At 44.5% G+C, this 21,509-nt stretch carries 17 protein-coding genes and 1 tRNA gene; 2 read left to right on the top strand and 16 right to left on the bottom strand.

Annotated features, from left to right (window positions below):
* Positions 1-28 precede the first annotated feature (28 nt).
* The 5 genes from ACQY73_RS07425 to ACQY73_RS07405 all read right to left on the bottom strand — a co-directional run bounded on the left by ACQY73_RS07425 (position 29) and on the right by ACQY73_RS07405 (position 7,070).
* Positions 29-892: a helix-turn-helix domain-containing protein gene (locus ACQY73_RS07425; protein WP_428663590.1), complete on the bottom strand. Its 864-nt coding sequence runs from the start codon at positions 890-892 to the stop codon at positions 29-31.
* Between the two features lie 121 nt (positions 893-1,013).
* Positions 1,014-1,709: an HAD family hydrolase gene (locus tag ACQY73_RS07420; RefSeq protein WP_428663587.1), complete on the bottom strand. Its 696-nt coding sequence runs from the start codon at positions 1,707-1,709 to the stop codon at positions 1,014-1,016.
* 63 nt (positions 1,710-1,772) lie between these two features.
* Entirely contained in the window at positions 1,773-3,857 is a 2,085-nt protein-coding gene (locus ACQY73_RS07415) for a patatin-like phospholipase family protein (protein WP_428663584.1), read from the bottom strand.
* A gap of 107 nt (positions 3,858-3,964) precedes the next feature.
* Complete coding sequence (locus ACQY73_RS07410; protein WP_428663581.1) at positions 3,965-6,124, bottom strand: DUF5916 domain-containing protein; 2,160 nt, start codon at positions 6,122-6,124, stop codon at positions 3,965-3,967.
* Positions 6,125-6,215: 91 nt separating this feature from the next.
* Positions 6,216-7,070 carry a fumarylacetoacetate hydrolase family protein gene (locus tag ACQY73_RS07405; RefSeq protein ID WP_428663579.1) on the bottom strand — a complete coding sequence of 285 codons (855 nt, stop codon included), beginning with the start codon at positions 7,068-7,070 and terminating at the stop codon, positions 6,216-6,218.
* A gap of 271 nt (positions 7,071-7,341) precedes the next feature.
* Between ACQY73_RS07405 and ACQY73_RS07400 the strand changes: the two genes are divergently transcribed.
* Both ACQY73_RS07400 and ACQY73_RS07395 read left to right on the top strand, forming a co-directional pair.
* Positions 7,342-7,414: transfer RNA gene (locus tag ACQY73_RS07400), tRNA-Lys, on the top strand.
* Between the two features lie 126 nt (positions 7,415-7,540).
* Positions 7,541-8,695, top strand: coding sequence for a tyrosine-type recombinase/integrase (locus tag ACQY73_RS07395; protein ID WP_428663576.1), 1,155 nt, complete (start codon positions 7,541-7,543; stop codon positions 8,693-8,695).
* Between the two features lie 45 nt (positions 8,696-8,740).
* On the opposite strand, the gene ACQY73_RS07390 is transcribed toward ACQY73_RS07395, so the two are convergent.
* From ACQY73_RS07390 to ACQY73_RS07340, 11 genes are all read right to left on the bottom strand, one after another.
* Positions 8,741-8,941: a hypothetical protein gene (locus ACQY73_RS07390; protein ID WP_428663573.1), complete on the bottom strand. Its 201-nt coding sequence runs from the start codon at positions 8,939-8,941 to the stop codon at positions 8,741-8,743.
* A 65-nt stretch (positions 8,942-9,006) separates the two neighbouring features.
* Positions 9,007-9,537: a KilA-N domain-containing protein gene (locus tag ACQY73_RS07385; protein ID WP_428663571.1), complete on the bottom strand. Its 531-nt coding sequence runs from the start codon at positions 9,535-9,537 to the stop codon at positions 9,007-9,009.
* Between the two features lie 313 nt (positions 9,538-9,850).
* Positions 9,851-10,483 (bottom strand): DUF4468 domain-containing protein, encoded by a 633-nt coding sequence (locus ACQY73_RS07380; protein ID WP_428663568.1) that lies wholly within the window; start codon positions 10,481-10,483, stop codon positions 9,851-9,853.
* A gap of 18 nt (positions 10,484-10,501) precedes the next feature.
* Positions 10,502-13,603, bottom strand: coding sequence for a phage tail tape measure protein (locus tag ACQY73_RS07375; RefSeq protein WP_428663565.1), 3,102 nt, complete (start codon positions 13,601-13,603; stop codon positions 10,502-10,504).
* 2 nt (positions 13,604-13,605) lie between these two features.
* Positions 13,606-14,148 (bottom strand): hypothetical protein, encoded by a 543-nt coding sequence (locus tag ACQY73_RS07370; protein WP_428663562.1) that lies wholly within the window; start codon positions 14,146-14,148, stop codon positions 13,606-13,608.
* Entirely contained in the window at positions 14,148-16,190 is a 2,043-nt protein-coding gene (locus ACQY73_RS07365) for a hypothetical protein (RefSeq protein ID WP_428663559.1), read from the bottom strand. The genes ACQY73_RS07370 and ACQY73_RS07365 overlap by 1 nt, the downstream gene beginning before the upstream one ends.
* Positions 16,191-16,290: 100 nt before the next feature.
* Positions 16,291-16,644, bottom strand: a complete 354-nt coding sequence (locus ACQY73_RS07360; protein ID WP_428663556.1) for a hypothetical protein — start codon at positions 16,642-16,644, stop codon at positions 16,291-16,293.
* A gap of 115 nt (positions 16,645-16,759) precedes the next feature.
* Positions 16,760-17,305 carry an N-acetylmuramoyl-L-alanine amidase gene (locus ACQY73_RS07355; RefSeq protein WP_428663553.1) on the bottom strand — a complete coding sequence of 182 codons (546 nt, stop codon included), beginning with the start codon at positions 17,303-17,305 and terminating at the stop codon, positions 16,760-16,762.
* A gap of 5 nt (positions 17,306-17,310) precedes the next feature.
* A complete protein-coding gene (locus ACQY73_RS07350; RefSeq protein WP_428663550.1) occupies positions 17,311-17,802 on the bottom strand; it encodes a phage holin family protein in 492 nt (163 codons plus the stop codon).
* Positions 17,803-17,838: 36 nt separating this feature from the next.
* On the bottom strand, positions 17,839-18,684 hold the full coding sequence (locus tag ACQY73_RS07345; protein ID WP_428663547.1) for a hypothetical protein: 846 nt from the start codon (positions 18,682-18,684) through the stop codon (positions 17,839-17,841).
* 11 nt (positions 18,685-18,695) lie between these two features.
* On the bottom strand, positions 18,696-21,503 hold the full coding sequence (locus tag ACQY73_RS07340; protein ID WP_428663544.1) for a hypothetical protein: 2,808 nt from the start codon (positions 21,501-21,503) through the stop codon (positions 18,696-18,698).
* Positions 21,504-21,509: the final 6 nt, after the last annotated feature.

The following is a 21,509-nucleotide window of genomic DNA, read 5'->3' as shown; positions in this document are numbered from 1 at the left end:
AATGGCCCCATTTCCCGACTTGTTGTGTTTATTTCCCTACGGCAGCGATTTGTTTCCGATTTTTGAAATCGGTAGCGGAAACACCCGTTTGTTTTTTGAAAAAACTGCTGAAATAAGCCGCATCTTCGAAGCCCAATTCATAGGCCACTTCTTTCGCTGATTTGTCAGTATAGTAAAACAATCGCTTGGCTTCCATGATGAGACGTTCATGGATGAGCTGTTGCGGTGTTTTGGCACCGTAAAGCGCAAAATAATTGGACAGTGTTTTGGGAGATTTGTTGAGTTTGGCGGCGTAGAAAGCCACTTGGTGTTGGGTTTTGTAATGATGTTCTACCAAAATATTGTATTCCCGGACGATGTCAAATCTGCCGTCCGGTAGCATGTTATCATTGAATTGTTGTTGTCGGGCGAGCCGTGTAACAATGATAATGAGTCGTTTGAGCAGCATCAGCAACATTTCGGATTGAATGTTGTCAATGGTTTCAAATTCATCAATAAAGATCTGCACCAGCAGTTCAATTTTTTGTTGATGAACGGCGTCCAACGGCAGAAACAGTGTTTGGTTCCAACCATAAAACAAAAAACCAACGCAGCTCACTTCCTGGTCGTGGTCAATGATGCAGTAAAATTCACGATTGAACTGCCAAGCCACGATTTGTTCGGGTTTTTCAAAACGAAATGATTGATTGACAACCAATGGCAGAATACTGTTGGAAGGAAAAACATGGGTTATTTCGTCAATAATGACTTTCTGAGCTTTGCCTCGGTTATAGGCAATGGTAAAATGATTATCGGTACTGTCTTTGCCGAAAAAATGACGGTCAAATTGCTTATTTTCAATACTGAGCGATAAACTTGCGCCCATTTGAGCGCCCGAAAAATGATAAACCATTGTTCTGCTGATTTTTAGAGAACAGAAAAATTCTTTAAAATGGTCGCAACTCTAACATTCCAACCACCGATTCAGACTATTGATGCCGTTACTCAAAAGTAAGGAAGCAATTTGTTAACGTCTAATGCTCAGGGTTTAAATGCGTCAGTATCTCTTTGATCGTTTTAAAATCCCTGAAATTATCGTGCTCAATATGGTGCTCGATCTGCTCGTACGCCCACGTGGTGTGAAACGGGATATGAATGCCATGTCCTCCAATGGCCAACACCGGCAACACATCTGATTTGAGCGAATTGCCGATCATTAAGAATTCACTCGGATGAATGTCTAAATGCTTGATAAGTTTTTGGTAATCGGTTTCTTTCTTTTCGCTCATGATCTCAATGTGGTGAAAATAGTGTTCCAATCCCGATTTGCGCAGCTTTCGTTCCTGATCAAGCAGATCTCCTTTGGTCGCTACCACCAAGCGGTAATGTCCTGACAATGAATGTAAAACGTGCTCAACATCCTCCAAAAGTTCAATGGGTTTTTCGAGCATTTCTTTGCCCAACTGAATGATTCTTTCGATAACCGTTATGCTGATCGTGTTTTCAGAAATGCGCAAGGCTGTTTCTACCATGCTCAAAATGAAACTCTTAACACCATAGCCGTACAGCGGCATGTTTTGAATTTGGGTTCTGAATACTTCCTGAGATATACTGTGATGAGGAAGATAATCTTCCAGCAATGCGCAGAATTTTTGTTCAGTTTCCAGAAAAAAAGGTTCGTTTACCCAAAGGGTATCGTCGGCGTCAAAGGCAATTACTTTAATACTCATTGTTGCGTTTTGGTCATTCAGCCGCAAAAATAGCGTTGTTTTCGGTAACTGTACCGGATTATCTTACAGCGAATGTGGAATCCGGTTGAGCCTTTGACGAAGCAGGAGGAAGTTTTTTTGGTAACTCGGGTCTTTGTCCAGATCGTCGCTCATTTGTTGAACGAGTTGATTACTCAAAAACCATCCCAAAGGGTAATCACGTCGGCCACCGATTTCTTTTTGGGAATCCACCCTTTTCAGTTGGATATGGTAAAATGACGCATTCAGGTCTTTGCGTTTTTCAAAAACAGACTTAAATAAAATGGTACGCGTCTGTGTGCCGCGCGACCAGGGATTAAAAAAGCTTTTTACTATCGTTGAGTAATCGGTGAATGCGGCTCGTTTTATAGGTTTGAGCAGCAATTCATTGGTTGGAATATTTTTGGTGGAATCGATCTCATTTTCTGTATCGGAAGGTTGAGAGTTTTGAAGAAAAATAATGTGAAAATTGATCACTAAGTGGGTGGAGTCGGTTGCTGTTCGCAGTTTGTTAACGTCCTCAGAAACTGAATTGAGAAGTTGAGTTAAGGTTTCCATTCCCGTATTTTCAAAATAGCCACCGTCCGTGATATGGCCTACTCTTTCGTCTTTTGCATTTTTAAGCAACCCACCGCTTGTAATGAGCGGAAAGCGCGCACAAAGCAAAGCTGCGGTTTTTACGGGAATGTCATTCGGACGTTGGTCAAATGTAAAAACGATGTCTTCAAACGATCCTTTTTTGTTCTTTAAATCAAGATTGGACGTAATGATCCGTTGGCCGGTCTCGGCCAGTGTACCGTTGAGGATCAGCGCCGGCAGATCAAAATTGCGCGGCACATTGGCCGACGGTTTCCACAACTTGCTGAAATCGGAATCAAGAGTAGGGGAGTCAAAAACTCTTTTGTATCCTGCTGCCCAGGCATCTTCCAATTTCCGATTTCGGTCCAGTCCCGTTATGGGAAACGGCGAAAGACTGTTGATGGCATCCGAAAATAAAAAACCACCCAAAACGTCGGACAAAAAATCCTGATGGCAAAAAGCGCGCAACAGGCTGTCTTTCATGTGAAAAGGACTGAGTTGCTGATCGTGACGATACGCAGTATAAAAAGTAGCCCCCACACCGCCGCCGGAAACGCCGCTGACGGCGTACAAATGAGCATCAAACTCGGGGATAACTGTGTTGAGTTTGAGCAATGACAGCATCGTAAAGGCCGCTGCCCGTATGCCACCGCCCTCCGTGGCTATAAGCACCACGGGAAGTGTATCTTTAGGGGCATACCCTTTGGCTTTACGGTCGAGCGCCCATGCTCTAAAGTCGTTGCTGTCTGCAACGATACTGCGATTCGCTTGGCCTTCACCTTTTCTGATCTCTTTGTTGTCGTTCCAATACGAAACCACCCAAAGGTACACAAAGAAAAAGGTGACAATAGGGCGCCGCGCCGGAGAACTCATGAACAACAGAAGGCTGAAAAAAGTAGTAAGAACACAAACACCTGCTACTAAAATGGCGGGGGTTCCTATCAAAACAGCTATGCCGGAATCGACCGGTAGAATGACAAAAAAGAAGATACAAACAATGCTGACTCCTCCGATGGCTTCCAAAAAGATACGGTATTGTACATTACTCCATAATTTTCGAAAATCATCGGGAATGGACCCGGATAAATTCCAAAGTTGCGATATCCACTTCTCGTCCCACTTGATCAATGCAATCAGATTAGAAATGAAGAAAACAAGGTAGAGCACTGTCAACAATGACAAGACGAGCAGGCTATATCCCCACAAATTTTGCAAAAGTGCGACAAAAGGCAATTGAGCAAGAATGAATGGGAACCATTTGGCAACTCGCTCCGCAACGGCATTTTTGTCAATATTCTCGGCGTTGAAAAGGGTAATGTTCAGGCAAGCCTGACTCACATACGACCAAAAAAATACGGCACCGTAAAGGAAGGTTAATGGCCATGTCCATCCCTTTTGACTCATGTATTCTTTAAGAACATCTTGAGCTTGGGGCAGTTGAGTAAGCGTGTACCAGCCCAGAAATAAAAGGGCAAGCGTAAAGGAAGAATTTATAATGATCTGATAGAGAGCCAAAGCATAAGGCTTCAGCAATAACCAACGGTTTTTCATAGGGTTTACGGCAAAGGAAAGGGTCGAATCAAGGCAATGAAGATATAATTTTACACTTTCTTTTTCCTGAAAAGTCCATTAAAAATGCCAAAATTGTTGCCAAGCGGTTACACGTTCCACCAATAGGTTAATTTCAGAACAACAGCCCGGTTTTTAACCATGAGATTTTCGGGTAAATAGTTGTCAGTATAAACGATAAACAGGTCAGAGGCAGGCTTATAGCGCCATTGCAGACGGGTATTGAGGTTGATATTTTTTGCCTGACTGTTGTATTGTACAAACGTTGTCCAGAAAAGGCTGTTGGTAAACGTAACATCCACGCGCGGCCCCACGAGCCATAATTCAACGGGCGTTTTCAGGTACGGTACTTTGATGTTGTTGTAATCCACCGAAAACTTGGTTGCTACATACGGTTGGAAACGATAACCGAGCGTTGTTTTCAGGTTGAGGCGGGTGCCGTTTGCGTAAAAACCGCCGTAACGGGTATTAAAGGAATAGGTGAAGCGCGAGCGCGGGCTTGATATAAAATCCGTTCCCCATGCCTTCCATGAGTGTTTAGTGCCGGTAGCCAGTTTTTCGCGACCGGTATTTGTTGGGTCAAAAGGCGCCAACAATTCTACATAACTCGAACCTGCCCAAATATCGGCAATGGCTCGATTACGGAAGTTGAAATTGTAAATGAGCAGCGTTTCATTGTCCGTTAAACGGTTTGACTTGTTCCAAAACAGGGTCGATTGGATCAATGGCCCGTGACTGATCAACAGGTTGGACTTGACAAAGAACAAATAACCAACGTTCGGAACGGCCATTTGGTAGCCTTTGCGGGCCGCGTTGGGTACGTAGCCTACTTCTGCATTGTAATTTTCGCCCACAAACTCATGTCGTAATTGCCAAAAGAAATTGGCTTTATTGAAGTTAAGAAGGCTTGAAATGGCAACATCGTTGCCTGAAATACGCGGACTGAATGATTTGAGTACCGTGGCTTTGCCGGTCCAGATGTTGTTGGCCGAAGCCAAATTGAATTCAGCACCTATGTTGCGGTTGTATTGATTTACGGAGGTATGAATTTGCTCATTATAACCCAAGGATTCTTTATTGACCATTAATATTCCGACATTGGAACGGGCGAATACTTTGCGTTGTAACGCAACAACCGCAAAGTTTTGGGCCGGCAGATCGCCCTGTTTTTGGGTTTGAGTGTCCAATACCCCAATTCGCCAATTTTTATCCAACTTTCCGCTGAGCCGTGCGCCAAACAAAATCGGCACTCCTAATCCAATACGGCGCGAAAAAAAGGGGCGGAGTGTAGAAAAGCCAAAACTGGCGAATAAGTCTGCATTCTCTAAAAAGAATTGCCGCCGTTCGGGGAAAAACAGTTCAAAACGATCCAAATTGGTTTGCTGCACATCCACTTCCACTTGCGAGAAGTCGGGATTAACGGTCAAGTCAAGATTAAGCGAGGAATTAAGGGCAATTTTAGCATCTCCTCCAATGGCAGGTTTCCAATCGGTTGGCTTATTGTTGAGGTGATCTTTCGAGACATTGGTAAGTGCGTACGGAATCAGCGAAATGTTTTTGCCCGCAGGAGGAAGGGGTTTATCCCAAACCAATACTCCGGCGTAGCCGAGGTTGGCAGATTGGAATTGCCGGGGAACGGGTGCCCATGCCGATTTTTCGTTGATGGTCAGTTCCAAGCGGCTGAAATTTATCCCCCAACGCATTTGATCGGGCCGATACCGAATGGTTTTAAAGGGAATAACCGCTTCCCAGACCCAACGGTCGTCGTAATTTTTGGTTACACAATGCCATTTATTGTCCCAGTTGAGATTGATAATGGTTCCATCCGATTCCTGTCCGTCCCAATAGGCACCGGCGGCACTGGCACCAAATGAAAAGCCGTTTGTTAAGTCCTCAAAGGTATCCAGAACAACAAAAAAGTTGTCGTTATTGCCAAAAGCAAAATCACGCTTCAACGATTCTACCACCAATGTACCCTTGACGGGTTTATAGTTAATGGCTAAGATGTACAAATTGTGTTGGTCATAACACAGTTTTACCTCCGTTTTGCTGCGCGACAAACTGGTGTCCATCGGCGTGAGCATAAAAAAATCTTTGGCGGTTTCGGTGGTTTGCCAAGCCGCGTCGCCTTCGAGTCCGTCGATTTTCAGAGGAGCACTTGCTTCACGAATGTGGTATTGGTAGGCTTCGTTTTTCTTTTGGGCAAAAACCGTTGCCCCGCACAATAGAAACCACAGAAAGAAGCGCATTTGTTGAATTTGAATAAGTTAACGAAAAAAGAAAGAGGGTGGTTAAAGCCAAATCGTCCCTAACCACCCGATAAAGGTAAGTGTTTTGTGTTTATTGGTAAGCCACCGCCACCTGACGTTGGGTGCCGAGGTTGTCAATGCCTAGTTCGATCACGTCTCCTGCTTTAAGGTAGCGGGGAGGTTTGAACCCAAGGCCTACCCCAAACGGCGTACCTGTTGAAATAACATCTCCGGGCAGGAGGGTCATAAATTGGCTGAGATAACTCACAAGTTTGGGAATTTTGAAAACCATATCGTCAGTATTCGAATCCTGCAACATTTCGTCGTTTACTTTCAGCCAGAGGCGTAAGTTGTGTGGGTCGGTGATTTCGTCTTTGGTAGCCATAAAAGGGCCGAGAGGCGCAAATGTATCGCTGCTTTTGCCTTTTACCCACTGACCGCTGCGTTCAAGCTGAAATTCGCGTTCCGAATAATCATTGTGTAAAATATAACCGCCCACATAGTCCATGGCATCGGCTTCGTCGACGTAGCTTGCTTTTTTACCGATCACAAATGCTAATTCTACCTCCCAGTCGGTCTTGACGGAGTTGCGGGGAATGATGACGTTATCGAACGGGCCGCAGAGTGCCGTAGTGGATTTAAAGAAAATAACAGGCTCTGGTGGTACTTGTGCGCCCGATTCGGCGGCATGTTTGGCGTAATTCAGGCCTATACACACAATTTTGGACGGCCGAGCCACGCAGGAGCCGAGGCGAATGCTGTCAGATACTTCCGGACAAGTATCGGCATTGGTCTTTAGCCATTCGGCCAAACGATTGATACCGTCGCTCCCAAAAAAGGCTTCATTATAATCCTGACCGAAAGCGGATACATCAATTTTGCGACCGTTAGGGAGAATTACCCCCGGTTTTTCCTGTTCAAAAGTACCAAAACGAAAAAGTTTCATTGAATTAGGTGGTGTTTAAAGACTATCTCGGAGAGAAAGGCCATTGTTTAATGAATCGTTCTTCAAAAGAAGCAGTTTTGATTTGATTTCTAACGCTATGGGGGGATAGATTTAAAAAAATAAAAAAATATTTCAATCGTAATTGCTTGATATAGGGTAAGTTCTGTTTTTGATGCAATTTTTTTTCATGCGATTACTTGCGTCGTATTACCCATACGCCTACTTTTGCACCACAATTCACGGGAACAACCGCAAAATTGTTGAAAAAGTCGATTCTGTAGCTCAGCTGGTAGAGCAATACACTTTTAATGTATGGGTCCTGGGTTCGAATCCCAGCGGGATCACAAATTCATCTTTCATATCTATAAAAACCCTCAAAACAGCCCGTTTTGAGGGTTTTTTGTTTTCATTTTGTTTCAACATCTCGAAATTTCTTCATTTTTCAACCCTTATTTCAACATTGTTTCAATATGAAGTACTCTGTAAAGCTCTGTATCAACAAGCAGCGTGCACGACCAAACGGGACTGCTGCACTCTATTTTCAGATCATTCTCGACCGCGTAAAGACCACGGTGCCCATGAATCTTTATTGGCCTATAGACTGTTTCGATGCCGGTAAAGAAGCTATCATACCCCAAAGCAAAACAGACGCAATTCATGAGGATTACCAACGGGAAATAGACAGATTGAGAGGGGAGATCAACGAAGTCTTTATTTGGGCCAGGCTTTCACGTATAGAGCTAACGGTACCACGATTTAAAATGGAGTTAAAAAACAGCTACTCCCGAGCTGACTTCATTGCTTTTTGGGAGCAGGAGATAGCAGATAGAAAAGAAAAGGGAAGAGTAAAGATGCGCTCGGCCAGCGCCCAAAAAAGCTCATTAACAACCTTGAAGCGATTTAAAAAGGAGTTACTGTTTTCCGAGATTAATAAAAAGTTTTTGGAAGATTATAAGGCTTTTCTCATCAATAAGGAAAATTTAGAAATCAATACGGTCTGGAATAAGTTTAAAGACTTTCGAACCTACCTGAACCTTGCCAAAGAAGCCGGTCACCACTTCGACTATGCCTTTAAGGGTTTCAAGATGCCAAAGCTCCGAAATCGTTTAGACCATCTTTCTGAAGAGGAGTATATGAAGATGAAAAACTATTACTATTCAGGGCAACTGGAAGAGGGTGATGCCACTACATTAAGAGCGTTTTTATTCAGTTGTTATACAGGTTTACGTATCTCAGATGTAAAACAGGTATCATGGTCACAGGTAAATCAGGATCTACTTGTTTTCAGGCCCCAAAAGCAATCTCGTGAAATGATCACAGAGGTTATTATTCCTTTATGTCCGCCGGCCAAGGAACTGATAATTACCAAACGCGGGCGATTAGTTGAAACCCGGGCCGATCAGGTTATGAACCGAATGCTCAAAAAAATTGCCGCAAAATTGGATATCAAAAAGGAAGTTACCTTTCACTGGGCGAGGCACACCTTTGCTACGCGTTTCCTCCGACATGGCGGGCGTTTGGAGGTACTGCAAAAACTGCTCGGTCATGCAAAAATAGAAACGACAATGATTTATGTACACGTAGACAATGAACGACTTAGAAAAGAAATCAACCTGCTGTCATAAAAAACGGCCACCCATTTGGGTGGCCGGCACTTGTTTAGGTGGGTATCAACTTTGAGGCTTACCTGATGCCGCTACATACATGAGATAGTAGCGTTGCTTGTCTTTTTGAGCCTTTTCCTGAAGCTCAGTAAGGCTTTGTATCTTCTGAGTTAAACTCTCCTCCTGCATTGCCGAAGCTGTAAATCTCATCAAAATTTCCTCGGCCGCAAGGGCTTGCTCTGAATTATCTTTATCTTTGTCCTGCATGTTTTTAATTGGTTTCTATCGATTGAACATGGGGGTAGCGTCTCGAACACGCTACCCTTTTTTATTTAGTTTTCCTCTTTGCCAAAAATCGTGAGTTGGCTTCTCATGTTTTTCTTAATGCGCTTACCCATCTCACTGGCCTTTGATTGCAGCTCTATCATCTCAGCATATTCAGAATTTTCCTGTAGCAACTTTTGGTGTAGTTGCTCCCGTCGTATTTCTGCTTCCGCTTTTTCCTTTAGGTCGGTGCGGGTAGTTCCAAACATAAGTTGATCAATGGTGATATAAACCCAAAGCTCAAACGCAGGGTCAAGCCATGCTGCAAATTTCAAAGCCAGTACACGGTGCATCCATGTACCAGAACGTTGTTTAGAAACGTACAAATTCTCCTCTTTTACCAAACCTAAATAACGGGAATTCCCGTTATTTAGACAGGCTTCGATAAAACGTTTTGTGCTTTCATTAGCAAAAAAATCACTCATCCTTGCATTGTAAATCTTTGCCATTTCAGTGGCATTGACCATGATGTTTGCAGAGCTTAAATCAAACTCTACTTGCTGACCATTGAACTCTAAAATCTGATGTTGTTGCATCATGTCAGTGTTTATATTTATGATAAAAATTTATTAATATAAATATTTGTCACAAATATAAACACTACAAACATATATACAAGGTATGTTGTGACTTATTTTTATATTTGTCACAACAAACCATAATGTACCATGACAACCACAAAGATTTACCTAGAAACCCCTGATGATATACACGCAAAAATCAAACGAATCCAACTGGATAGGCAAGAGAAGGGGGAAAAAGTAAATCTAAAGGACTTATACTATGAAGTACTTCGTAAGGGCCTTGAAGCACTGGAGCCAAAAAAGCCCGCTTAGTAGCGGGCTTTTTTGTTTACCAATCTTTTTTAGGTCTAGACCTTATATATTTTTTCAAGCTCTCAAAACTATCTCTCACGTTTCTGTCAAGTTCATTTTGTAAATCAAGTTTTTCCTGTTTCATATCCTCCAGCCTGAGATTAGGCAAATACTTTTGGGCATTTTTAGGCACCATTTCTTTCAATTTTGCTTGTCCGGCTATTGCTTTTCCTTCATCATAAAATATACTTTCAACTGTAAACTTCTCACCATTTGGCCCTTTTGATTCACCGTTAAAGTCATTAGCATAAATCCGATACCTGCCTTTTTTTGTTTCAATCTCCAGTTTATAATGGAAATTATATTGATTCACAACTTCTTTAACCGCATAACCTACAGGCATTGATAATTTGGTTGTAATTTTGATAACAGGCTTTATGATCATTGTTGAATCGGCTTCGTCATAATAATCAATCATGTCTTTTCCTGCACCAAAAACAGTCACTGCCCATTTTTTAGTCAATTTCAATATAGTTATTGCAGATAGAGAATCAGCGGGTACTATTTCTTCATAACTGATAGTATTGGCCACTGGGTCTACTCTCAATTCCTGACTATAGCCCACAGTAATAGCAAGCATACCTAAAAGCATAAAGAGAAGCCGTTTCATTAGTAAAAGGTTTAAGGGTTATGAACTTGTATCATCACGGATAAAGTTAAATCTATTTCCTTCCCGGTCAAATTCAGTCCTGTTAAAGACAATCTTCTTTTCAGATTTCTCCTCTATCCCTTCCAAAATTATTATCATACGCATGAGCAGCGCATCACTCATCAAGGGCCCTGCATTTTTTCCCTTCGATGGTGATGGTGGTGTATTGCCTGCCGATGAGTAATAACGTGGCCGCAAATCTTCAATCATCCCGGCCATGTTGGCAACTACAGGGTCTTGCATCATGCGCCAGGGAATGATGTATTCAGGACGAAATCCCTCACCTGCCACAAATGCACTTTGTCCGAAAAGCGTAGGTCTATCCACCCGCCCGGCGGCCTCTCCTTTATTGACGGACAATGTTGGAGCAGATCCACCCGCTTCACGTCCCGCAAAAACAGGTATAGCCTGCGCGGCTATACTGGCAATACTCACCCCTGCACTTGTTTTAGCTGCCGTAATTTGGGCCGTCGTCGCTGCCAAACCTGCCCATGCTCCTACATCAGCACCCATTGATGCTGACAACCTTAATGAATAGTTAGCTAAAGCTGCTTGGTATTTGGTGATGGCTACGGTGGTAGTGGCAATAATATCTGCAATAGCCAGACCTTTTTGAACCAGAAATAAGGCTTTCCAAATACCTGATTGTTGCTTGGCCATACCCATCAATGCTTGAGTTCCTTGCTGCCAGAGTTCTCTTTTGTTGTCTGCTATTTGTTTTTCGGCTGTAAACTGCTTTTCATTTAGCTCACCCACTTCCTTTTTAATAGCATCATCGGCTTTTTTCGACGCTTTAAGTATCTCGGTTTTTTTATCTGCAGTATCTTGAGCAAGATCAATTTCGGCCTGAGCCAACTCCCGCTCTAAACTTAGAGTGTCTTCATCATACAGTTGACGAAACATGATTTCTGCACCAAGCTGGGCCACTTTCTTCTCCTTTTTGAGGCGGTCGAGTTCCTCTTCAGTAAGCAGGCCTTGCGCTGCTTTCTGTTCAATACTCAGATAATAAGTATCATATTCAATACCTAAATCTTTTAAAAGGTTAGCAAGGCCCTTTTTGCGTTCCTCGGCTACTCTTTCATCCAGATCGGCATAGGCTTCGATTTCTGCATCTTTAGCAGCCTGCAATTCCTCATAGCCATAGGTTTGTTTTTTCTTGCGTTTTTTGTCTTCTTCGTCACCGAGTGGCGACTTAATCTTATTGGGATTGACAGTTGGCTGTGTTTTTTCGGGCCGATTTAAACGATTATGGCGATCAATATCCTTCTGGGATATAATCCCCGTCAATTGCGCAAATTCCAATTCAGATTTACCTAGCTCCTTCTGTAAGGTTTCAGCCTCTTTTCGAAGTTCATTGATTTCATCTGCCGACAAATCTCGTCTGAATCCATAATCCCCTTCCACTTCAACGGTCATTCCGTCCCTAATCTGCCCATTGACTTCGGTTAGACGTTTATTTTTGTTTGCTATATCAATTCTTATTTTCTCTGCAGTCTGCTTTTTTGTCTCTTCAAAAGCCCTTCGTTGAACTATAAGAAATTGCTCCAACTTCTCACGGTCAACATCAATCGCATTGCCATAATCATCCCATGCCGTTACCGCCTGCGGGACAATTGATGCTATTTTTTGGGTAATATCATGCAATTCCTTTTGACGTTTTCCAGTAGTCAATACCTCTAACGAGAGCTCTGCATGTTTTTTCAGTAGGGGAGGTAAGGCACTGTCGAGTTGATTAATTGCTGAGTTTTGTTTTTCAAATTCTGCTCTAGCTTCTGCAATCTCATCTCTTAAGCCCATAACTGCTGTAAGCATGGCTACTGTCCCCTCAACAAATCCTTGGGCAGTATCACTGTACAGCAGACCGTTCCACCATTCCGATAGCTGCTTCATTCCCAAGGCAAGAGAGTGATTCCTTTTCTGGAATTCTGCCATGATGCTGTCGGTATTTTGCAACGCTGTACCTGCCTTGGTAATCTTACCGGTAAGCATTTCGGAGTTAGCGGCAAGTTTTGAGAGTACTTCACTCGCGCCAGAGCCTGTCAGCTTTGATTTTTCCAGTACCGACATAAACTCGATCTGATTTGGCACCACTTTCTTGAGTCCTTCCAGGTACTTCATGAATGCGCCGAAAATATCGTCCTGAATCAGCTTTTTATATTCCTTCAGGGGGATACCTGCTACCTTGGCAAACGTCTCGGTTTCGGTAAGCATCCGTTGGAAAATATCTACCGTAGCGGTAGATCCACGCTCAGCCGTTACGTTCAGTTCTTCGAGCGTGGCCGACAGTCCTAAAACCTGAGCTTCAGTAACTTTCAGAGGGATAAGCGTTCCCCCGATACGACTCGAAAAATCTGCCATGCCTGCGCCGGTCGCCGCGCCATCGGCCTCCAATACGTTCAGTCCGTTTCCTATTTTGAGCATATCCTGCTCAATGTTATCAGACTTTAAGTTTTGGAAAATATTTCTCAGCTTCAGTACGGCGCCGGCTGTGGCCTCAGCACCGCCAAACTGATCACCCAGCGCCACGTTTACTTTATCAGCCCCGGAAACAAACCCTTCGATCTGATTTTTCGCTACGCCAAATTGCCCGCCAACGCCCGCCATTTCGCGCAGTTCTGAGGTGGCCGTTCGGGTATTGATTTTTTTAATGGAACTGTTAAGCTTATTGACTTCCCGGTCGGTCATGTCAGTCTTTTTAGCCACGTCGGACAGCTCATCTTTCAGTTTGAGGCTGTGAGCTGTGAGCTGTGGCAAGTACATCAGCAATTTTTCGCTCATGGCCGTGATCAGATTACCTCCTACTACGCCCGTGGCAATGGTGACAAATTCCGATCTGAATTTTTGCCAACCGGTTCTTATATCTCCAATTTGCTTTTTCTGCTTTTCATACTCCGCTGAAATGGCACGCTTTTGTTCAATGAGGCCATCACGGCCGCTGTCATTGGCCTTCATGGCACGCAGCTCCTTATTGACTTGGTTCAGCGCACCCCCCAACTGATTGACGGAAGTTTCGGCTCCTTTGCCATCAATGACAAGCTGAATGATTGATTTGGACGTATTGGTACCGTTATTCTTTGCCATGATTATAGCTTGATTTCGACTTTTACATTCATTTGAGCGGCCAATTCTGCCAATACTTCCTGTGTATTGGCGGCGGCGAGTTTCCGGAGCTGATCCAATTCGTGCGCGAACTGAGGGCCAAACCACGGTTTTGGTTTCCGTCGGCTGTTCATTCGGCCTGCCCGAAGCGCGACGCCCGTTTGCAGCTCCAGCAAACTTGTTCCCTTCCCAACACCCCAATCCGTGAACCGGCCGTAGAAATTAAAACTGAGGATACCGGTTACCCCATCTGCCGACTTCTCCATTTTGGTACGGATACTTTCATCCAAATCACCTTCATGGCCAATGCCCAGTTCCTGCAAATTCCGTTTGAGGCGCTCCCTGAAAATCGGCATGAATTGCTTCATCGTGGCCTCATTCATGGCACTGAGCCTGATGGAGGGAAGCTCATTATTAGCCAAGCCGGGAATAGTTTGGGTTCCGACCAACTTCCGTTCCTTTGCTGTGCGTCTCCAGACGGCCTGCACTGTGCGGCCATCGGCTTTGATGGCGGTTTGCTTTGCCATTATTCGATAATTGAGTAGGTGGAACTTGCGATCAGTTTGGGCGTGTAGGCGTTGGTGGTATTGGGCAGAAAATCGTAGTTGGTGGCATAGATCACCGTCGTGTCGGTCAATACCACCTGCTCACTGCCGGTCACATCAACGGGGTATTCTGTACGCTCTTTGGTCAGTACATTTTCCATTGCAAACCAAACTCGAAGATTACTGACGGCCGCAGTTCTCTCTTTTTTATCGTCGGCATATACCCGTATTACCACATCAGCAATGGCATGGTAGATGGCACCTTCGCTCTGATCACGTTGATTGACAAACTCGATTACAAGCCAAATTACATTATTGCCGATGGTCCCGAGTTGACCCGGAAGCAGTGCATAACTATACACTTTGGCATGGAAGAAACCTCCCTGAGCAGGGAGATCGACCACCAACTTTTGAATCAAATGGCGCATCATCACGCGGTTTTCACCCATCAACCCTACTTTTTTGGAAAGTTTATATCCCTGCAAAGCGGTAATGGGCAATAGCAACGTCTGTTGAATTTGGCGGCTTTGATCCCTGAAAAACAGGTACGGTTTCATGTATTGAGCATACACGCTGTTGGTCAGCTCCGGGTTATCACTCAGCAGTCCAACCTTATTGCCTTTGGTATCGTATATCTCCGATGTAATCAGGGGATATACATTTCCTTCCAGATCGGGTTGCATCCCTCGGAAGGCAAGCAATCTGAGTTTGATATCATTCTTAGGAGGAAAAGTATCCGAGAAATTCTCACTTTTTGCGTAAAATCGACCGCGTAAATTGCCCGGTTGTTTGCTGTTGGGAATGGTCCAGAGCGCGCCGGTAGTTTCATTTTTTTGGCGTACCATGGGGAGCGTGGCCAGCGGTACCGAATAGGTTTGCTCACCGTCACCGATCAGGAATTCAGTCACCGGATTCAACTCTTTATAGAGCTTATCGGCACTATCCTCCTCAAACTTCACTTTCCAACCCTGCCCGGACGGACGGCCGATACGCACCGGGTCTAACGTTTGGTATTCTCTCCAATCAACGTAGTCGTTACTGATCTCAATGGTTTTGAACGGAATAATGGAAACCGTGCCGCGCAGCGCATCAAAGTCGATATTCAGCGCATAATATTTGCGGATGGCTTTGATATATTCCGCAATGGTCATATCAGGTACGTGCTCGGCTATTTTTACCGAAATCACCGGATTGGCCTGCGTTGTTTCAGTAAAACTTGTCAGCGCCTGTGTATTGTAGATAACTCTGCACTGAATTTCGGGATCAAAAAACCACTGGCTTTCAATGCCGAAACCCAGATAATCCATTATTTGCTGAAGGACGTACGCCATAAAAACGTACGGAACATTGATGATACCCGCGTTGATCGCCGTCACATTCAACTTTACCGGGCCGATTTTGTCCAAAAAGGAAGTTGTCGTATTGTATAAAAAACCACGGCTTCCATCCTGTCGTTTGCCCCAAGGGTTGATGGTATCATTGCGAGTGTAAAGAATAAAAGTAGACGCCGGCAGACCTTCAATATCCTCCCGTTCCAAGATAAAATCTTTTTCTACAAATTCAGGATTATAGACCGGGCCAAATACAATCGGATAATGGCCGATTTCTGCCCTGACCATATCTTCCATAATGCTCGCGGCCTGTGCCGGATTCCTTCCTAAATACACCACCTCAGTAAGCAGCTCACTGAGTTTTACGTTTTTGATCTGAGCGTTTACCTTGGCATGCTCAAACTTGAGAAAGCCTAAACCGTCTTTGCCTTCAATCTCATAGGCAAGGTTACAGCTCATTGTCAGTGCATTGCTGAGTACTGCAAAAACCTCAATTTCACGATAGGGCTGCTCAGCCAAATGGCGGTATTCCAGAAAGGCAATATTGAGAGGACTGAGCGGAAAACGGAACTCATGCGTGAAGCTGCCCAGCAACGTATCACTATCACTGAAAAGCCAACTGTTCAGCTCCAGATCAAAGCTTGTATCGGGATAGAGTTCGAGTTCCGAATTGTTGCGAGTGATGCGTATCATGTCGCAATAGTAGGATTCTGACCTGCTTACAAAAAGGAAAATAAGAAACCCGCACCACAAAGCGGAACGGGTTTCCAGTCACATAGCCATGTAGAAAATGTTATTTAAAAAGATTGATAATTAAGTAAATAATAGTGATGCCCAAAGAACCTGTGATAAGACCACCCGTTTGAGCCAATCTTGCATCGGTTTTTGCTTTCTCACGCGTTCGCTGAAGAACCTGAGTAGTGTCGGTAAGGGCGCATTCACAGGCGTTGAGCATGTCAACTGCCGCAATGGCCGCTTGTCTGTCACTTATTTTGGAGGCTCTTGAGGCTGTCAAGCTGTCGGCGTAATGTTGCAGCTGCAAGTCTCTTTTTGAAGGCTTCGAGCTTATACAGCCCGGTAGTGTCAGCATCAGAGCGAGCAATAACAGCAGCGCCCACAGCGTCGGAGTTGGTTTGAACGTTTTCAAGGGTAGCTTTTCGGTTAGGTGGGGGATTGAGTTGAAAAGATTTTATGGCAATGATGATCATGATGATACTGAACACGGTCACAATCAGGCCGAAGATGAGTTTCGTTTTCATGAGCTATTGAATGATTTCTGCCAGTGCTTCCACCAGCAAATTGTAATTGCGTCGATAAGAATCTACGTCGCCGTTATTGGTTAGAAAGCAAACCTCGACCAACACATTGACCGCGGCCGATGGTACTGAAATGATGGCCAAGCTACTGTGTTGGCTTTCCGATTCGTGTCTCACGCCTGCATTGCCGCGCAGTTTGATGCCCAGTACCCGGCTGATGGCCGTGGCAATTTGCCGCGCAAAAACTACTTCTTCACCGGTCGGTGTATCATCAATATAGACTTCTACGCCTGTCGCAGTTGGAGGCCCGGCATTAAAGTGCATTTCAATTACCTTATCGTTTTTCTTAACCAGCGACTTGAGCCACATCACTACTTTTTGCAACGGTGTAGTGTCTACGTCGTTAATTACCGCTACGTTTTTTGAACGGAGGAGCTTCGTTATATCATCACGAAGCCGGGCGGCTTCAATGGCCTCATCGAAGCCATTAATGCCAAATGCGCCGGTGCCCTTCCCGGCAATGATAGTATGTCCTGCCAATAAGTAAAGCATGATTATTAAGGGTTAGGGTTTTGAAGGTCACTGAGTTTACCGGACGTATCGAATTTCTTCAGGTATGACAGAATATTGGGATTGATAAGCCCCGGACGAATCGCACCTACAAGCTCTAATACACTGATACCTTCACGCACTACAATAAGCGATTGGGCAGAGGCTTTGAACCACCCCAAAACAACCTGTGCCCCTGCCATTGACGGCAGGTTATACAGAACATGAATTACAATTAAGGCAGAGAAATAGAGTACCAGTTTTTCGAAATATTTTGAAAAACCGCGTGAGCTGACCTGCTTGGTTTTTACTGCGTTCCAAAATCCCAAAAAGGTGTCAAGATGAACTAAGATCAATAGGGCAATAAGTACGTCCCAATCATTAAAAAGGTGAATTTCAACCAGATCAAAAACGGCTTTCAGCCAACTGATCAGTAGGGTTGAAGCCAAAATCATAGGTTTGGAGGCAAAATATTCGAAGAAATCAAACAGCTTTTTCATTGGTAAAGGTGGGTTAATGGGAAATAGGTAGGATGATTAGGCCATTGCTGTATCAAATCGGGCAAATGCTTCTTTGTAGGCCAATACTTCTGAATCGGTCAGTTGGGCAAAGCCAACAATAGCGCCTCTGATTGTACAGTCTGCATTGACAGAAGGGTTACTTGTACCGGTTGAAAGTCCACCCACATAGAGAGGGGTATTGCCATTGGTTTGCCAAGTATCGGAACGCGTAGTTTGTGCTATAACAACACCGTTATCGTACAGTTTTTCTACACCACCGGTAGTTCTGACCAATGAAAGCAGACCCGTTTTATTAATGTCATAGCCACCGGGAGCCGCCAAATAAAAAGGGGCAGAGTATGGCGAAAAAGCCCCTTTGGTAAAGGTATTTCCACGCCGATGCAGACCAATGTAAAACGCATTTCCTGTTGCATTTGCCTGCGCACCTGCCAAGAATGCATTGGTATTGGTGGAGGCTGTTTTGTTGAAAACGTGCAGGTGAAAACCGTTAATATCCCCGTTTATGGGAAAGTTTGTATTAGCGACGCGGCCCGTTAAACCGTCCGGTATATAGCCGGCTCGCGTGTGCGCTCCGGTAGTGTCGTTTAGCCAAGTGATTTGGTAGGCAGGCGCAGAAATTCCCAAGGCAGGATACACCAGATTGATAGAATCGGAGAGCGCCGTACCGCCACCAAAAGCATAAATGGCTTGACACTTTAGAAACGCTCCTGCGGCTTCCAGATCGGTGTAAAGTTGTCGGTAGGCATTTTTAATAATATCGTCGGTGATCTGCGCATTTCTGATAAATGTTTCTGCCGCGAAAACACTTTCTTCGCCGTTTCCGCTAAAATCAGCGCCTTCTATTGTGACTGTAAATCCCATATTTTTAATGTTTAGTTGATTGTATATTCGGTTATCGGCATCCAATTGTATATTCTGAAATTGGTTCCGTTGGGGTTGAAATTGACGTTTTGGGAGTCTCTTACACAGCCTCTTGTGCCTCCTGTTGGTCCGGAGCCGCCCAAGACGCCATTAAAACCATACCTTAACTTGGAGCCGGCAAGTATTGCGGTTGCGGCCACAATACGAATACGATTGGAGCCGGTAAGCGTAACGCTGTTGATGGTGATGGCCGCGCCGCTTGAAGAAACGAGCGAAAAACCGTAGTTTCCGGGATTGTTGATGGTGACAGTATCCAGTACCAAAGGTTCTACCGGAACGCGAAGCTCTACCTCTAAAATAGCACCCTGCAATACATAGTTTTGTATAATGATCGGCTTCCAGTCGATACCGTCCCAAACCTTTTTCGCGGCAATACCAAGCGATGCGCCCACTAATTTGGAAGATAGGGCCGGCAGGTGAATACCGTCCACATTGTACGTGTATTGATACATTGGCCCTGCCATAAAAATGTTTTTATGGCTTTTGTTCAGTGCGGCATTGAGTTGCTGAATGGCAACGGTTGGGGTTGCAACGGTTTGGGATACGGCGTTAAAACTTGCGGTTTGATAAATGATAAACATTACATCGTTCGGCTGTTTGGTTCTCGCTTTTATATCAGCGTTAATGTCCTTAAAAAGCGCAAACAGATTGTTCGTATACGTCGTGTCTGACAAATTGGCTTCTCCCTGCATCCAAAACAGGAAAGGAACATTGTACGTCTTATTGTCCTGATTTGCCCGTAAAAGCCCATACTCCACATCCTTCATAAGATGTGCGTAATGTGTTGTTCCTTTACTGAGTTGTGCAAGGCTCATTCCTCCATTGCCCGGTGCTGATACCAGAAATTTATTATCATCATTGGCTGTATATCCGTTTTCTGCTGTCAACAGTTGAATGAGCATTTCCACTAAGCCGGCCAGCGGGGTTTCCTGTACCGGTTGAGTGAAGGGTATAAAGCCGGCATATTTGGCAGCTTCAGAACCGGTAGGGTCAAGTGCCCAAGTGATTGGGCCTGCCGAAAAACAAATGGTATTGTATAGCTGTGTTGTGGTGATCGGTGGGGTGGAGCTGCCGCCAACGCCCAACGATTGACTGTAAATAATAAGGTGGTTGATGTTAGCCAGTGGCCTTGAAAGCTTTTTATTGGTTTGAGTTGGGGAGGGCCTGTTATCCACAAGATTTAACAGGCGGTCAAAACCATAACCTAGAATTCCGTTCGGGTCTTTGATAGCAAAAGGGTACAGATCGTTAAGGCTCGGCGTAACTTCAATGTCCTTTACTTTTAATTTACCCCTTTTATCAATACCTGCAAGCGTTATTCCACTTGATATACTTTTTACCGCAAATCCACCTGTACCGTCAGATTCCAGACTTAAATCCGTACCGATAATGAGTTTAGGGGTACGAACTTCCATTGCGAACAGTTTGCCATCTTTTCCGGCTTTAAAATTCGCGTAGCCTCTTGGGTCAATCTGAAGTAAAAAGAAATTGTCATTATTGGTGAATTTTACGCCATTCACCTTGTTGGCAGTGATCGTATTTCTGACAATAAGCTCCTTCAGTTTTGTGATCCCGGTTTTTGTGATTTGCAGAGCCGGAATACCGTTTTTATCAGTAATGTTAAAATTACCGAACAGGTCAATTTTGAATATTCCCCGTACAAACGACAAAAAATTAGACAGTGGGTTTTCCAGCTTTACCTGTGCAACTGTTCCATCGGCAAGCGCAAATGGCCCGCGAAACCATTGATTATTGATTTTACGGAGTTGGTCGCCTATCTGAAAGGTTTGTCCGGAAGCAAAATTGGTGCCTGCAAAACCGGCATTACCGGCGGCAGTAACAATAAACACTGTACCTGCTGAATATGCAGATGAGTCAGCCGTAAGGGCAGGGCTATTGGTGGAAGCGTTCCAGGCAAGCGGAGGTTGAACCTGCGCCTGAATGGCTTCGGCATATGCCTGTGCCTGCGTTTGACTTAACCCGGCGTTCATTTCGCTCGTATGAGCGTTGCCGGCACTTGTCAATGCTTCACCTGCTTTGTTTGTGGCAATACCTGCCTGTGCTGTCGCAATGCCTGCCTGCGCCGTTGCGGTATTTTTGGAATTATTGGCATCAAGGGCATGATTTTCCGCACCAGCTTCGCTGATCAGCGCCTCGTCCCTGAAATCTTCCGCTTCGTTGCGAAAGCCCAGTGCCTGATTTCGTGCTGCGACCGCTGCCGTTTTTTCTGCCGTTGCATCGTCGACCAAACCTTCAATTGTAGTAACGGCAGTATTTTTGACCCCTTCAATGGCATCAATCATTGGTTGGCTCAACACTGCCGAAACAACCTCAATGACCTGAGCTGAGGGGCTGACATACTTGATCGTAACGAGTTGGCTTTCTCCTGAAGCATTTTCTTCACCTTCAACGACCGGATTTTGAACGTTCACAGCAGCCTCAATCTGCACAGTAAATGCCTTAAAAGGAGTATGATCATCACCCGTATTGAACACGGCAAGTTGTGCCAGATAGGAAGTGCCTGAGCGACCCACACGGCCACGGGTATAGGAACCCTTAAAATGCGCTTTAAAGGTATCTGCACTGATCTTCTCCAGTATATAATCACCGGTATTGTCGCTTTTGAACTCCCATGTTTTATTGGCAGCCGCAGAAACTTTTAACTGCAAGCCGGCAAATTCAAAATCAGACAGATCGAAGTTCTCGACCTTTATGTAGAGATCAAATCCCTGTCCTTCAAAAAAACTGACTTCTTTCATTATCGA

The organism is Runella sp. (assembly GCF_965279615.1).
Classification (GTDB): Bacteria; Bacteroidota; Bacteroidia; order Cytophagales; family Spirosomataceae; genus Runella.
Note: the sequence above shows the minus strand (reverse complement) of the source record. Positions and strands in the feature narration are given on the sequence as shown.

Coding starts and splice junctions, on each gene's coding strand:
- ACQY73_RS07425 (WP_428663590.1), bottom strand. CDS start 892: ATGGTTTATCATTTTTCGGGCGCTCAAATGGGCGCAAGTTTATCGCTC.
- ACQY73_RS07420 (WP_428663587.1), bottom strand. CDS start 1,709: ATGAGTATTAAAGTAATTGCCTTTGACGCCGACGATACCCTTTGGGTA.
- ACQY73_RS07415 (WP_428663584.1), bottom strand. CDS start 3,857: ATGAAAAACCGTTGGTTATTGCTGAAGCCTTATGCTTTGGCTCTCTAT.
- ACQY73_RS07410 (WP_428663581.1), bottom strand. CDS start 6,124: ATGCGCTTCTTTCTGTGGTTTCTATTGTGCGGGGCAACGGTTTTTGCC.
- ACQY73_RS07405 (WP_428663579.1), bottom strand. CDS start 7,070: ATGAAACTTTTTCGTTTTGGTACTTTTGAACAGGAAAAACCGGGGGTA.
- ACQY73_RS07395 (WP_428663576.1), top strand. CDS start 7,541: ATGAAGTACTCTGTAAAGCTCTGTATCAACAAGCAGCGTGCACGACCA.
- ACQY73_RS07390 (WP_428663573.1), bottom strand. CDS start 8,941: ATGCAGGACAAAGATAAAGATAATTCAGAGCAAGCCCTTGCGGCCGAG.
- ACQY73_RS07385 (WP_428663571.1), bottom strand. CDS start 9,537: ATGATGCAACAACATCAGATTTTAGAGTTCAATGGTCAGCAAGTAGAG.
- ACQY73_RS07380 (WP_428663568.1), bottom strand. CDS start 10,483: ATGAAACGGCTTCTCTTTATGCTTTTAGGTATGCTTGCTATTACTGTG.
- ACQY73_RS07375 (WP_428663565.1), bottom strand. CDS start 13,603: ATGGCAAAGAATAACGGTACCAATACGTCCAAATCAATCATTCAGCTT.
- ACQY73_RS07370 (WP_428663562.1), bottom strand. CDS start 14,148: ATGGCAAAGCAAACCGCCATCAAAGCCGATGGCCGCACAGTGCAGGCC.
- ACQY73_RS07365 (WP_428663559.1), bottom strand. CDS start 16,190: ATGATACGCATCACTCGCAACAATTCGGAACTCGAACTCTATCCCGAT.
- ACQY73_RS07355 (WP_428663553.1), bottom strand. CDS start 17,305: ATGCTTTACTTATTGGCAGGACATACTATCATTGCCGGGAAGGGCACC.
- ACQY73_RS07350 (WP_428663550.1), bottom strand. CDS start 17,802: ATGAAAAAGCTGTTTGATTTCTTCGAATATTTTGCCTCCAAACCTATG.
- ACQY73_RS07345 (WP_428663547.1), bottom strand. CDS start 18,684: ATGGGATTTACAGTCACAATAGAAGGCGCTGATTTTAGCGGAAACGGC.
- ACQY73_RS07340 (WP_428663544.1), bottom strand. CDS start 21,503: ATGAAAGAAGTCAGTTTTTTTGAAGGACAGGGATTTGATCTCTACATA.